This is a genomic window from Mycobacterium sp. NGS50 (assembly GCF_059812545.1).
This window is the reverse complement of sequence record NZ_JCALCW010000036.1, coordinates 41,574-54,200: the sequence shown is the minus strand read 5'-3', so window position 1 is coordinate 54,200 and position 12,627 is coordinate 41,574. Positions and strand designations below refer to the sequence as shown.

Below are 12,627 nucleotides of genomic sequence, written 5' to 3'. Positions count from 1 at the left end.
CCCTAAAGAGCTCGCCCTAGAGAGTCAGCAGCACCTTGCCGGCCACCTCGCCCGACGCCAGTAGCCGATGCGCATCGGCGGCCTCTTCGATCGGCAGCCGCGCCCCGATCACCGGCGCGACCCGGCCGTCGGCGATCATCGGCCACACCGATGCGGTCACCGCCTCGACGACGGCACCCTTGCCGTGCGGTCCGCTCACCGGGCGCGCGCGCAACGTCGTGCCGATCACCCGGGCCCGCTTGCCGAGCAGCTTGCCCAGGTTGAGTTCGGCCTTCACCCCGCCTTGCATGCCGATGACGACGAGCTGGCCATCGAGGGCGAGCGCGTCGATATTGCGGTCCAGATAGGCCGCGCCCATGATGTCTAGGATCACGTCGGCACCCGCGCCGCCGGTGGCCCCCGACACCTGTGCGACGAAGTCCTCGTCGCGGTAGGAGATGGTGAGTTCGGCGCCCAGGTCGCGGCACAGCTGCAGCTTGTCGTGCGACCCGGCGGTGACCGCCACCCGCGCCCCCAGTGCCCGCGCGACCTGAATGGCGTGGCTGCCGACCCCGCTGGCACCGCCGTGGACCAGCAGCCACTGCTCGGCGGCCAAACCGGCGGTCATCACCAGGTTGGACCACACCGTGCACGCCACTTCCGGCAGGCCGGCGGCATCCACCAGTGCGACGCCGTCTGGCACCGGCATCACCTGGGCGGCCGGCACCGCGGCCTGCTCGGCATACCCGCCGCCCGCCAGCAGGGCACAGACCGGTTGCCCGACAGTCCATTGCGTGACGCCCGCGCCCAGCGCGGCGATCACCCCGGACACCTCCATGCCGATGATCTCGCTGGCGCCCGGCGGCGGCGGGTAACGGCCGGCGGCCTGTAGCAGGTCGGCGCGGTTGACGCCGGCGGCCGCGACGGTGATCAGCACCTCGTCGGGGCCCGGCGACACGTCGGGCACTTCTTGCCAGCGCAGCTCGGTGGCGGACTCCGCGACGATCGCGTGCATTCCGGACACGCTACTACCGGCTGGCCGCCAACCGGCCCGGCGCCGATCGCTACGCTTGTCGACGGTGGCGTGGCAGAGCGGCCTAATGCACTCGCCTTGAAAGCGAGAGTCGGCTAAACCCGACCGGGGGTTCAAATCCCTCCGCCACCGCAGGTCAGGGATGGTTTTCAGTACAGAGCGCGGCCGAGGATCACGAAAGCGGCCAAGGCGAACAACACGGCGTTGAGGGCGACGCTGGCCGGTTCGTGGAGTCGGCTGTGCGCCCAGGCTGCGCCGATCATCACCACGCACAAGCCCGCCGCGGCCACCGGTGTCAGCACCGTGCCGATGCCCGCCAGACCCGGCGCCACCAGCCCGACGGCCGCGAGCAGTTCCATCGCCGCGGTGAAACGCACCACCGGTGTCGGGAACATGGCGACCCCGGTTTGCCCGGTGGCGAGCATCCGCTCCCTGCTCATCGTCAGCTTGGCGGATCCGGATGCGGCGAAGACCGCGGCCAACACCAGTTGAGCGGTCCATAGTGCGGTGTTCATGACTATCTCCTTCTGTTTTCCGGCTATGTGGGTGAGACGAGACGGGTCGGCGTTCTGTGACACCGCGATGTCGGCTGAAAACGACGTCCAAATTCCGAAATCCTCCGGATTCCGGGGCTATAGGTGAATCTGGACGTCGATTTCAGTGCATGCCGCCGCGTGCCCGCGGTCCCGGTCAGTGGGAAGCAGCAGTCCGAAGATCACCCGCGTCCGCGTAGTGTCCCGGTGCACTCGGCAGCGAGGAGGACGACGGATGACCACTGCGGAACAGCGGTACGGCGGCGGAGTACTCGCCATCACCGGCGGCGGCGCCGGCGTCGGCGAAGGGTTGGCCCGATACGCGGCATCGATCGGCATGAAGGTGGCGATCGCCGATGTCGACTTGGCGGCCGCGGAAAGCGTGGTCGGCGAGCTCGCCCACGCGGGAGCAGTCGCCGTCGCGCACCGGGTCGATGTGCGTGACCTCGCGCAGGTGCAGGCGTGGGCCGACACCGTGTACGGCGAACTCGGGCCGGTGACGCTGCTGATCAACAACGCGGGAATCGAACAGTTCGGATTCCTCTGGGACACCCCGGTGGAGAACTGGCAGCGACTACTCGACATCAATGTGACGGGAGTATTCAACGGAGTGAAGGCGTTCGTGCCGCGGATGGCCGCGGCCGGCGTGCCCGCCCACATCTGGAACCTGTCCTCGATCGGCGGTGTGGCGGTCGCGGCGCGCCAGGCCCCCTACATCGTCAGCAAGCACGCGGTCCTGGCGCTCACCGAAAACCTCCTGGTCGACGTGCAGGCCGCCGGGTTGGACATCACCGTGGCCGCGGTCTTGCCGGGCGCGGTGACCAGCAACATCTTCTTGTCCGCGGGCGGGGTCGACGGCGGTGGGGACGCGTCGGCATCGGACGCCGAGCGGGCAGCGATGCTGAAGGTCCGCGCCGCCGCGATGCCGCCGGTCGAAGCCGCCGAGCGGGTGTTCGCCCAGGCGGCGGCGGGCGATTTCTACCTGCTGACCCAGCCGGAGATGGTCGGGGCGGCGATGACCGCCCGCGGCGAGCAGTTGCGTACCCGCAGCGCCCCGCGGTCGCGCACCTAGCCGGCGGCTCGGCTGCCGCGCGGCGAGATCCGTGGAAGGATCGTGGTCGAGCTCGTGCAGCCGGACTGGGGGTCAACCGCATGTCGCCGAACACCGAAGTGCTGAGCAAGGTCCCGACACCGGATCGGGCCGAAGACAATGCGTTCTTTCCGTCCCCGTATTCGCTGAGTCAGTACGTTCCGCCGAAGACCAACTTCGCCGGGGTGCAGCACAAGGGCGCCTATACCGGGGGCCGATGGAAGGTGCTGATGATCGGCACCGAGGAACGCTACCTGCCGCTGCAGAACGGCAAGCTGTTCTCCACCGGCAACCATCCGGTGGAGATGCTGCTGCCCTGCCACCACCTGATGGAGGCCGGCTTCGAGGTCGACGTGGCCACCGTCGCGGGCTATCCGGTCAAGCTCGAACAGTGGGCGATGCCGCGCGAGGACGAGGCCGTCTTGGCGACCTACGCGGCGCTCAAACCCAAACTCACCCAACCCAAGAAGCTTGCCGACGTCGTCGCCGACGAGCTGGGCCCGGACTCGGACTACCTCGCCGTTTTCATACCGGGCGGGCACGGGGCGGTGGTCGGACTGCCGGACAGCACGGCGGTCGAGCAGACGCTGGACTGGGCGTTGGCCAACGACAGGTTCGTCATCACCTTGTGCCACGGCCCGGCGTCGTTGCTGGCCGCCGCGCTGGGCAAGGGGGAATCGCCGTTCAACGGATATGAGGTGTGCGTCTTTCCCGACGCGCTGGACGAAGGCCCGAATCTCGAGATCGGTTATCTGCCAGGCCGATTGCGGTGGCTGGTAGCCGAGCGGCTGCGCGAGCAGGGGTTGACCGTGGTCAACGACGACATGACCGGCAAGGTCCACCAGGACCGCCGGCTTCTCACCGGCGACAGCCCGCTGGCCTCCAATGGGCTCGGACTGCTTGCCGCGGAGTGTCTGGTCAACGCCGCCGCAAGCTGATCCGCGATTGCGTCGCCGCGCGCAGTTCGGCGACGTCGCCGTCCCACCCCAGGACCCGTAGCGCGCCCTGAGCCGTCGTCCAGGGGTGATCGGGGGGACAGCTGCCGTCGTCGGAACGCTGGTTGATCGCGGACTCGACCAATCGAAACGGCAGATCGTCGGCGCCGGCCGGGCCCTGGCATAACGCGATCACGGCCCGGGACAACTTCCGGTAGTGGCCCCGCAGTTCGGCGCGGCGCCGCCGGAACGCATCGAAACGCTCGGTGCGCAGGTCCGGCAGCAGATACAGCGCGCCCAGATTCCACTTCGCACCGCACAGCAGTTGTGTGTCGGCAACGACCAGGGTGTGTAACCGTGCCGCGGGGGGCCCGGACTCGGCCAGCAGCTCACCGGCCAGCTGCAGCGAGGTGTCCACGGTGTCGGCCAGCAGCGCGTCAAGGATGTCGGCCTTGGTGGCGAAGTGGTGATACAGCGACGCCTGCCTGACGCCGACCGCGTCGGCGATGCGCCGCGTCGAGGTGGTGGCGTAGCCGACCGTAGTGAACAGTTCGGCGGCGGCGTCGAGGATCTCGTCTGTGGCGCTCTCCCCCGGCCGCCGGGCCGCCACCAGTCGGGGGCGCCCACGCTTGTCGCTCTGCATGGGCACATCCTCCCCCGGCATTATTTCTATCGTATGATAGGTAATCATACTAGGGTGCGCAGTGTCGAGAGGAGACACGCGGTGAGCACGGATTCGACCAGCGGCGCCCGATCCCACGCCCGCGCCCAGGCGCTACAGGCCTCGATGCGGCTGCCCGAGGCACCCGATGGCCTCGACCCGTCGGCGCTGACCTGGGCCGAGTCGATCCCGCCCAACGGCTATGCCACCAAGGTGCTGGCACGCGGCAGCCGCGTCCGGCTGATCGACCCGGACGGCGGCGCGTGCGGGCATCTGCTGCTGTATCGGGCCGAGGCACCGTGGGAGCGGCTCAATGTCGCCGACACCATGAAGGTGCCGTGGCAGGCATACCTGAGCGCGGGTCATCCGCTGCTGTCCGATCAGGGCCGTCTGCTGGCGACCGTCGTCGCCGATTCCTCCGGCCACCACGACCTGCTGTGCGGCCCCACCACCGACGGGCGTCGGCTGCTGCTCCTGGGCGGGCTCAAGCACGACCTCGACATCCGCGACGTCGCTCCGTCGCTGGCGTTGTTCCGCGGCACACGTGTCGACCCCGCATCCGGCGCGCTGGGGTTCACCGGATCCGCCGGGCCCGGGGCTGCGGTGGATCTGCTGATCGAACTGCCGGTGCTGCTGGTGTTGGCCAACACCGCCCACCCGCTGGATCCCGACCCATCGCCGACCGTGCTGGACGTGCTGGCCTGGCGTGCCGACCAGGAGCTGGCCACGCGGATCAACCAGGATCCGGAATATCAACGCGCCGTGGACAATACCGAGGCGGTGCTGCGCGCATGCTGACCATCTGCGACGAGGTGGTGCCGGCCTGCGCACCGTGGTCGGCCGCGGTGCAGGCCGGGGATCGCCTCCAGATCATCGACCTGCACGGCAACCAGGCGGTGGACTGCCTGCTTTATGACGCCGCCGACCACACCCGCCGCTACAGCGCGCAGGCCACCGTGGCGGCGCAACGCAATATCTTCCTCAGCACCGGTTCGGTGCTGCGCGCGGCCGACGGGACCGCGCTGATGACCGTCGTCGCCGACGACGTCGGTAACCACGACACCATCGCCGGCGCCTGCTCCCAGGAGTCCAACACGCTGCGCTACGGGCATCACACCGCCCACCAGCACGCGTGTGTGGAGAACTTCCTGGCCGAGGGCGCACGGTGGGGTCTGGGCAAACGTGACCTGGTGTCCAACATCAACTGGTTCATGAACGTTCCGGTCGAGGATGACGGCACGCTGGGCATCGTCGACGGACGGTCGGCACCCGGCAAGAGCCTGACCCTGCAGGCCACCGTCGACACGCTCGTGCTGGTGTCGAACTGCCCGCAGATCAACAACCCCTGCAATGGTTTTGACCCGACCCCGGTGCGAATGGTGATCACCCGGGAATGATCGGCATCGAGGTGCTCCGGCCCGGCATGCTCACCACCGTGCAGGACTGGCCCGGCCGCGCCGGGTACTGGCATGTCGGGGTACCGCCGTCGGGGCCGATGGACGATCTATCGTTTCGGCTCGGCAACCAGGCCCTCGGCAATCCGGAAGGTGCGGCCGGTTTGGAATGCACCAAAGCCGGTCCTGCCCTGCGATTCACCGCGGATGCCCGGGTGTGCGTCACGGGTGCCCCGGTACCGGTGACGGTGGATGGCGTTCCGGTGGCGCAGTGGCGCGCGGTGCGCGTGCCCGCGGGTGCTGTGCTCGACGTCGGCACGATCCGCGGCCCCGGCATGCGCTGTTATGTGCTGGTGGCCGGCGGCCTACGTGCATCGGAATTTCTCGGTAGCGCAGCGACGTTCACGCTCGGCGGCTTCGGCGGCCATCAGGGCCGGGCGCTGCGCGCAGGCGACCGATTGGTCGCTGCGGCCGGCCGAGGCGCGTCCGGCCGGGTGCCGCACGACAGCGTGCCCAGCATCGGCCGCCGCTGGCAGCTGGCGGTCACCGAAGGCCCGCACGGCGCACCCGAATTCCTCACCCGCGCCGATGTTTCCACCCTGCTGAGCACCGACTACGCCGTGCATTTCAACTCCGATCGCACCGGAGTGCGGCTGGTCGGGCCCAAGCCGCAGTGGGCCCGCGTCGACGGCGGTGAGGCCGGCCTGCATCCGTCGAACATTCACGACACCGCCTACAGCGTCGGCACCCTGGACTTCACCGGCGATACCCCGATCCTGCTCGGCCCGGACGGTCCCAGCCTGGGCGGGTTCGTCTGCCCGCTCACGGTGGTGGAAGGCGACCGCTGGAAGCTCGGCCAGCTGGCGCCCGGCGACACCGTGCGGTTCGTGCCGGTGCGCGCCGAACGGGCGCCGTCGCCGCGAGAACTGGGGCCGCGGCGGCGCGCCGCTCTTGGCTCCGTGATCTCCACCGGCGGTGACGGTGACGACGGTGTGCTGGATCGTTATACCGCCGGCGACGGCACCGCGGTGACCCTGCGGCGGGCAGGCGACGCCGGTGTGCTGGTCGAATACGGTCCGATGGCACTGGATTTGGCGGTACGTGCCCGCGTGCAGGTGCTTTACGACCAGCTGCGGGCCCGCAACGTGCCAGGGGTGCGGGAACTGACTCCGGGGGTGCGGTCCTTGCAGGTGCAGTTCGACACCGAGGCGCTGTCCTGCGCCGAGGTGACCGCGTTGGTGACCGACATCGATGACGCGCTGCCGGCCTGGGATGAGTTGGCGGTGTCGAGCCGCGTCGTGCGCCTGCCGCTGTCGTGGGATGACCCGGCCACCCACGACGCGATCGCCCGATACATGTACGGGGTGCGCGCCGACGCGCCGTGGTGTCCGTCGAACATCGAATTCACCCGGCGGATCAACGGTTTGGCCGACGCCGCGCAGGTCTACGACATCGTGTTCGACGCCGAGTATCTGGTGCTGGGGCTCGGCGACATCTACCTCGGCGCTCCGGTCGCCACCCCGCTGGACCCGCGGCATCGGCTGGTGACCACCAAGTACAACCCGGCACGCACCTGGACACCGGAGAACGCCGTCGGCATCGGCGGTGCCTACCTGTGTATCTACGGCGTCGAGGGCCCCGGCGGCTACCAGTTCGTCGGCCGCACCACCCAGGTGTGGAATCACCGCCACCCGAGCGAGCCCGGCACCCCGTGGCTGCTGCGCTATTTCGACCGGATCAGCTTCTTTCCGGTGGGTGCCGACGAGCTGCTGGACAGGCGTGCGGATCTGGCCGCCGGGCGCGGCCACGTTGAGATCACCGGCGGCGAATTCTCCCTCGCCGACTACCGCCGCTTCCTGCACGAGAATGCCGACGACATCGCCGCGTTCCGCCGGCAGCAGGGCGCCGCTTTCGCCGCCGAGCGCCGGGCATGGCGCCGGGCCGGCGAGGTCGCACACACCCCCTGACGATTTCCGGTCGCCCGCCGTTGACCGCGCCTTGTCCCGGATGCTAAGCAAGTGCACAGCATTTGCCGCCACGAGAGGGAGCCCCATGCCGCACACGATCCTGGACGAAATCCGCGCGCGCCCCGGTACCGGTGAGGTGATCCCGGTGATCGACCCGGTGACTGAGGAGCAGATCACCGAGTTCACCGACTGCGGCGAGGAGGCCGTCAACGAGGCGGTGGCCCGGGCAAAGGCGTCCTATCAGTCCGGGGTCTGGACCGGCCTGCCCGCCCGCGAACGGGCCAAGATCCTGTGGCGGGTCGCCGACCTGATGGACGAGCACGCCGCCGAACTGGCGGAACTCGACTCGCTCAATACCGGTATGCCACTGGCCCAGGCGCAGATGATCGTGCCCACCTGCGCGGAGTTCTTCCGCTACTACGCCGGCTGGTGCACCAAACTCAACGGGAACGCCTACGAGGTGCAGATGCAGGGCGGGGTATCGGGCGCCTACGCCAACATGCACGCCTACACCCTCAAGGAGCCCTACGGGGTGGTCGGGCTGATCTTCCCGTGGAACGGCCCGGTGTTCAACGCGTGCGCCAAACTGGCGCCGGCACTGGCCGCGGGCTGCAGCAGCGTGGTCAAGCCCGCCGAGGAGACCCCGCTGTCGGCGCTGGTGCTGGAGAAGATCCTCGCCCAAGCCGGTGTGCCCGACGGGGTCGCCAACTTCCTGACCGGCTACGGCCATACCGCGGGCGCCGCGATTACTGCACACCCCGACGTGGAGAAGGTGGCGTTCACCGGGTCCACCGAGGTCGGCAAGGAGATCGTGCGGGCCTCGGCCGGCAACCTGAAGAAGGTGATGCTGGAACTCGGCGGCAAGTCGCCCGTGCTGATCTACTCCGACGCCGACCTGGATATGGCGATCATGATGGCCGCAATGGGGATTTTCGTGCACTCCGGGCAGGGCTGCGTGTGCGGGTCGCGGATCTTCGTGCAGCACAGCGTGTACGACCGGGTGGTGGAAGGCATCGCGACGGTGGCCAACAACCTGCAGCTGGGCGGGCCGAAGGAGGAGGGCTCGATGATCGGGCCGCTGATCAGCGCCAAACAGTTGACCCGGGTGATGGGCTACATCGACGAAGGCAAGTCCGACGGTGTCGAGGTGGTCACCGGCGGGCACCGGCTGGACCGCAAGGGCTACTTCGTGCACCCGACCGTGCTGACCAACGTCGACCCCGGCATGCGGCTCTACCAGCAGGAGATCTTCGGCCCGGTGGTGACGATCCTGCCGTTCGACGATGACGACGAGGCGGTCGCGATGGCCAATGACACCAGCTACGGTCTGGCGGCCACCGCCTGGACGTCCAACCTCAGCCGGGCGCACACGCTGGCCAAGCGATTGCAGGCCGGGACGGTGTCGCTGAACTGCCAGCTGGTGTTCGACCACGGTGTGCCGTTCGGTGGCTACAAGCAGTCCGGCTGGGGCCACGAGTTCGGCCGCGAGGGCATCGAGGCCTACATCAAGACGAAATCGGTCTGGGCACAGCTGTAGGGCGGAGCTTCACCTAGCAGCGCATCACCGCGGACACCTGCTCCGCCGAGGCGGGGGCCAGGTCCCACGCCTCCAGTGACGCGCAGATCGACCGCTTCCCCGAGCGCCGCTCCGAGGAGTGCGTGTGCCCGTGGATCAACCACATTCCGAGGTCGGGCAGCTGGTACTGGTCGAACTGTGTGCGCGAGAACCGGTCCGGCGTGCCCGCGTACGGGAAGTGGCTGAGTATGACGCCCACACCATCGATCTTCGTGCGCGCGACCTGCTGCACGCTCGCAAACACCGAGGCCAACGCGCTGAAATGTCGCTGCGCGTTTCGGTACATCGGACTAGCCGGGTCATGATTTCCGGTCACCAGGTGCACCGGAACACGCAGCGTGCCCAACTGCGCCAGCGCTGATTGCATGCTCGCCACCCCGCCCGCGCAAATGTCGCCCAGCACCCACAGCACGTCGGTCTCGGGATTGAGTTGGTGGAGCGACGCCATCACCGCCGCATCATGCGCGGCGACGGAGTCGAACCCGCGCAGGTGTGCCAGCTTCGGGTGCGCAAGATGCAGGTCGGCGGTGAAGAATTCCACCGACGGACGGTAGCGGGCGGGCCGGACATCTGGCGACCGCACGTCACCGTGCGATTTGTGCGCCCGAAGGGATTCGAACCCCCAACCTTCTGATCCGTGGTCCCATTCCCAGCAGGGGGTTGTGGTGCCGCTTCATCGATGGCCGCCTCTCCGGAAGCTGGACCAGGAGGAGGAGTTGGCGTCATGAAGCGGGGATCGACGCCACGCATTCTCTACAGCGTGTCGTGTAACAAATCTATAACAACTCCCAGCTTTGGGACAGGTACGTCTCAGGAAAAATCTACATTGTCGGTCGTGACAATTACCGGCCCAGCCCGCCTACCGGTTCCACCCGGGTGGGATCAGCATGTCACCGACTACCTCAGCGCCCTGGCGGCCGCCGGCAAACCGCTGACTACGCGCACCACCCGGCGCGGCCACATCAGCCGCATCGCCCGCGCATTCGACGGCAGCCCCCAGGACGTCACCGGTCAGCAGCTCGTCGACTGGTTCGGCACCCAGACGCACTGGAGCATCGAGACGCGGCGCGGCTACCGACAAACCGCGGTGGGCTTCTTCGACTGGGCAAAAGCAACCGGGCGCACCGACGACAATCCCGCGCGCGCCCTCGATCCCATCAAGCCCAGCAAGCCCGCCCCGCGACCGGTCCCCGAGAACGCGTTGCGGACCGGAATCGAGGCCGCCGACGACCGCACCGGGGTGATGCTGCGCCTGGCCTCCGAATTCGGCCTACGCCGCGCCGAGGTCGCCCAGGTCCACACCGACGACGTCAGCGCCAGCCCGGCCGGGCCGCAGCTGCTGGTGCACGGCAAGGGCAATAAGGACCGCATCATCCCCATCACCGAGGAAATGGCCGCGATCATCCTGGCCGGCGCCCCGGGCCACACGCCAGCGCTGGCCGGATTCGGCACCCGAGGGTTCCTGTTCCCCGGCAGCGACGGCGGCCACCTGTCGCCGCGGTGGATCGGGAAACTATGCAACCGCGCACTTCCAGGTATCTGGACGATGCACAAATGCCGGCACCGGTTCGCCGCCAAGGTGTACCGCGGCAGCCGCAACCTCCGCGCCCTGCAGGTCCTGCTCGGCCACGAGTCGGTCGCCACCACCGAGATCTACACGCCGGTCGATGATGACGAGATTCGCGCCGCGATGATGGCGGCTGCCTGATGGTTCAGTGTGCTGACCGCTTCGCGATCCACGCGTCGATCGTCTCCGGTAGCCAGCCCCGCACGCGGCCGATCATGGCGTCCGGCTCAGGCAAGCGGCCGGGCACCTGGCTGTACGACTTCACGGTGTTGCGGGATAGGCCGGTTTTGTCCGCCACGTCAGCGACAGACAGGTATCTCTGCACTGACCGAACGGTAAGCGCCCGAAAGGGTGTATCCGCTCGGGTGTCCCGCCAGGTAGGTTTCTCGGCTAACTTCCACCGCATGACTGCCCGTCGCTCACCCTGGCTCGATGACCGTGCCCGTCTGCTGGTGAGCATGTTGGCTGATCGTCACGGGCTGATCGTCACGGAGGAAGTGGTGCGTGACGATATTTCCGACGAACTCGACGGCGTTGCCGAACGGATGCGGATCGGCCGTCAGGCAGCGAAGCGGTACCTTACCGACGAATGGGTCGCGAAGTTCGCTGACCACATCGCCTTCGAGGTGTTTCACCAGTCCAATCCGGACGGTTCCGCGCCGACGCTGCGAATTGTCGAGTAAGGCTGGAGTAGATCATGGTCGATGAGGATCAGCCCACCGCCGCGGCGTCGTCGAGCGCCGAGCACGCGACCGAGCTGGTACCGCCCCTCGAGGTCCCGGAGCCGCCGGCGGCCTGGTCGTTGGGCGATGACGGCCCGTTGCCGATGGAGTCCCGGAAGCCGCTGCCGCGCACGCTGGTGGTGCTGCTGGCTGCTGTGGTTGTTGGCGCGACGGCGTTGGCCGCGTTCGTGCTCGGTGCGCATCATCCGGCCGGGGAAGCATCGACGCAGCCGATCGTCCGGACGGTGGTCGAACCGGCGCCGGCGCCCAAGCCCGCGCCGCCGACATCAGACGACGCGTTCCTGTCCATCATGAAGGACTACGGCCTACAGACCGATAACGTCGCCTATCAGCACCTATGGATGCAATTCGCGCACCACGTCTGCTACGCGTTCAGCCCGCCTGACGTCCAGTCGTTCGACCACAACGTGGTGGCCATGCAGAACATGGAGAACGAGTACAGCGATCCGAATGCGCCGAAGTGGAGCACGCAGGACGCGACGAACTTCGTGCACGCCGCAGTGATGGCGTATTGCCCGAAACTGCTGCCGCAGTGATCACACCGCAGCTAATCTGCCGACCATGAAGAATCCCGTCGCCGTAGCGATTGTCGCGTTCGGATGCGCAATGCTGCTGATCTCAACGTTTCTGCCTTATCGCGAGTCGCCAAGCTGGCGACAGATCCAGGACAACACGATGATCCAGGACGGCCGCTGGCTCATTCCGTTCGCGGCGATCTCCATAGCCATTGGCGCGGTTCAGGCGGGGCGTGGGAAGAATCTGGATTGGTTACCGCTGCTTGCGTGTGTCGTGCCGGCAGTCCTGTTGGTCATCGCTACCTCGGACGCACGCACCACGATGTACCCGTTGGATGAGGACGGGGTGCCGCAGGAGTCGTTGCCGGGTGTGCAGACCAGCGCGTCGATCGGGGTGTATGTGGCGTGGGCTGCGTTGGCTGTCGCGGTTGCTGGGTCGTACATGTTGGCCGAGCCGACCATGGACAAGATCCGATCGAAGATGCGCGGATAGGTCCTGATACGCCGAAAGCCGCCCCTCGACTTGTCGGGGGGCGGCTTCCCAATGGGTGCTCCCCGTGCCATTCGGGGCGCCGTGGCACTTGCTTTAAGGTGCCGGGTTCAATGATGCTCCGGGGCGGGCGCCGGTGTGAAG

The 12,627-nt window shown here is 68.0% G+C and carries 15 protein-coding genes and 1 tRNA gene; 11 read left to right on the top strand and 5 right to left on the bottom strand.

All coding sequences use genetic code 11. The annotated features are described in order from the left end of the window. Window positions 1–16 precede the first annotated feature (16 nt). Complete coding sequence (locus AC5Y36_RS21500) at window positions 17–994, bottom strand: NAD(P)H-quinone oxidoreductase (protein WP_500042992.1); 978 nt, start codon at window positions 992–994, stop codon at window positions 17–19. 63 nt (window positions 995–1,057) lie between these two features. Between AC5Y36_RS21500 and AC5Y36_RS21495 the strand changes: the two genes are divergently transcribed. Next, window positions 1,058–1,144: transfer RNA gene (locus AC5Y36_RS21495), tRNA-Ser, on the top strand. A 17-nt stretch (window positions 1,145–1,161) separates the two neighbouring features. On the opposite strand, the gene AC5Y36_RS21490 is transcribed toward AC5Y36_RS21495, so the two are convergent. Then, entirely contained in the window at window positions 1,162–1,527 is a 366-nt protein-coding gene (locus AC5Y36_RS21490; RefSeq protein WP_500042991.1) for a DoxX family protein, read from the bottom strand. Between the two features lie 253 nt (window positions 1,528–1,780). Here AC5Y36_RS21490 and AC5Y36_RS21485 point away from each other — a divergent pair, with 253 nt between their 5' ends. Both AC5Y36_RS21485 and hchA read left to right on the top strand, forming a co-directional pair. Then, window positions 1,781–2,617: an SDR family NAD(P)-dependent oxidoreductase gene (locus AC5Y36_RS21485; protein WP_500042990.1), complete on the top strand. Its 837-nt coding sequence runs from the start codon at window positions 1,781–1,783 to the stop codon at window positions 2,615–2,617. Window positions 2,618–2,697: 80 nt separating this feature from the next. Then, window positions 2,698–3,573: a glyoxalase III HchA gene (hchA, locus tag AC5Y36_RS21480; RefSeq protein ID WP_500042989.1), complete on the top strand. Its 876-nt coding sequence runs from the start codon at window positions 2,698–2,700 to the stop codon at window positions 3,571–3,573. Here the strand turns inward: hchA and AC5Y36_RS21475 are convergent. Next, on the bottom strand, window positions 3,554–4,213 hold the full coding sequence (locus AC5Y36_RS21475; RefSeq protein ID WP_500042988.1) for a TetR/AcrR family transcriptional regulator: 660 nt from the start codon (window positions 4,211–4,213) through the stop codon (window positions 3,554–3,556). The genes hchA and AC5Y36_RS21475 overlap by 20 nt on opposite strands. 81 nt (window positions 4,214–4,294) lie before the next feature. Between AC5Y36_RS21475 and AC5Y36_RS21470 the strand changes: the two genes are divergently transcribed. From AC5Y36_RS21470 to AC5Y36_RS21455, 4 genes are all read left to right on the top strand, one after another. Continuing rightward, window positions 4,295–5,029: a DUF1989 domain-containing protein gene (locus AC5Y36_RS21470; protein WP_500042987.1), complete on the top strand. Its 735-nt coding sequence runs from the start codon at window positions 4,295–4,297 to the stop codon at window positions 5,027–5,029. Continuing rightward, complete coding sequence (locus AC5Y36_RS21465; RefSeq protein WP_500042986.1) at window positions 5,023–5,628, top strand: urea amidolyase associated protein UAAP2; 606 nt, start codon at window positions 5,023–5,025, stop codon at window positions 5,626–5,628. Before AC5Y36_RS21470 ends, AC5Y36_RS21465 begins: the two co-directional genes overlap by 7 nt. Further along, window positions 5,625–7,592, top strand: coding sequence for a 5-oxoprolinase/urea amidolyase family protein (locus tag AC5Y36_RS21460; protein WP_500042985.1), 1,968 nt, complete (start codon window positions 5,625–5,627; stop codon window positions 7,590–7,592). Before AC5Y36_RS21465 ends, AC5Y36_RS21460 begins: the two co-directional genes overlap by 4 nt. A gap of 85 nt (window positions 7,593–7,677) precedes the next feature. Then, complete coding sequence (locus tag AC5Y36_RS21455) at window positions 7,678–9,129, top strand: aldehyde dehydrogenase family protein (RefSeq protein ID WP_500042984.1); 1,452 nt, start codon at window positions 7,678–7,680, stop codon at window positions 9,127–9,129. Between the two features lie 13 nt (window positions 9,130–9,142). Here the strand turns inward: AC5Y36_RS21455 and AC5Y36_RS21450 are convergent, their stop codons facing one another. Further along, window positions 9,143–9,709, bottom strand: a complete 567-nt coding sequence (locus tag AC5Y36_RS21450; RefSeq protein WP_500042983.1) for a metallophosphoesterase — start codon at window positions 9,707–9,709, stop codon at window positions 9,143–9,145. 294 nt (window positions 9,710–10,003) lie between these two features. On the opposite strand from AC5Y36_RS21450, the gene AC5Y36_RS21445 reads away from it, so the two are divergent. Further along, window positions 10,004–10,876 carry a tyrosine-type recombinase/integrase gene (locus tag AC5Y36_RS21445; RefSeq protein WP_500042982.1) on the top strand — a complete coding sequence of 291 codons (873 nt, stop codon included), beginning with the start codon at window positions 10,004–10,006 and terminating at the stop codon, window positions 10,874–10,876. 4 nt (window positions 10,877–10,880) lie between these two features. Here the strand turns inward: AC5Y36_RS21445 and AC5Y36_RS21440 are convergent, their stop codons facing one another. After that, complete coding sequence (locus AC5Y36_RS21440; protein ID WP_500042981.1) at window positions 10,881–11,060, bottom strand: helix-turn-helix transcriptional regulator; 180 nt, start codon at window positions 11,058–11,060, stop codon at window positions 10,881–10,883. A 79-nt stretch (window positions 11,061–11,139) separates the two neighbouring features. Between AC5Y36_RS21440 and AC5Y36_RS21435 the strand changes: the two genes are divergently transcribed. The 3 genes from AC5Y36_RS21435 to AC5Y36_RS21425 are packed head-to-tail and all read left to right on the top strand — an operon-like array spanning window position 11,140 to window position 12,486. Further along, window positions 11,140–11,418 (top strand): hypothetical protein, encoded by a 279-nt coding sequence (locus AC5Y36_RS21435; RefSeq protein ID WP_500042980.1) that lies wholly within the window; start codon window positions 11,140–11,142, stop codon window positions 11,416–11,418. Window positions 11,419–11,432: 14 nt separating this feature from the next. Then, window positions 11,433–12,014: a DUF732 domain-containing protein gene (locus AC5Y36_RS21430; RefSeq protein ID WP_500042979.1), complete on the top strand. Its 582-nt coding sequence runs from the start codon at window positions 11,433–11,435 to the stop codon at window positions 12,012–12,014. Between the two features lie 25 nt (window positions 12,015–12,039). Further along, the gene (locus AC5Y36_RS21425) at window positions 12,040–12,486 is read left to right on the top strand and encodes a hypothetical protein (protein ID WP_500042978.1); all 447 of its coding nucleotides are present in this window, start codon (window positions 12,040–12,042) and stop codon (window positions 12,484–12,486) included. Window positions 12,487–12,627 lie beyond the last annotated feature (141 nt).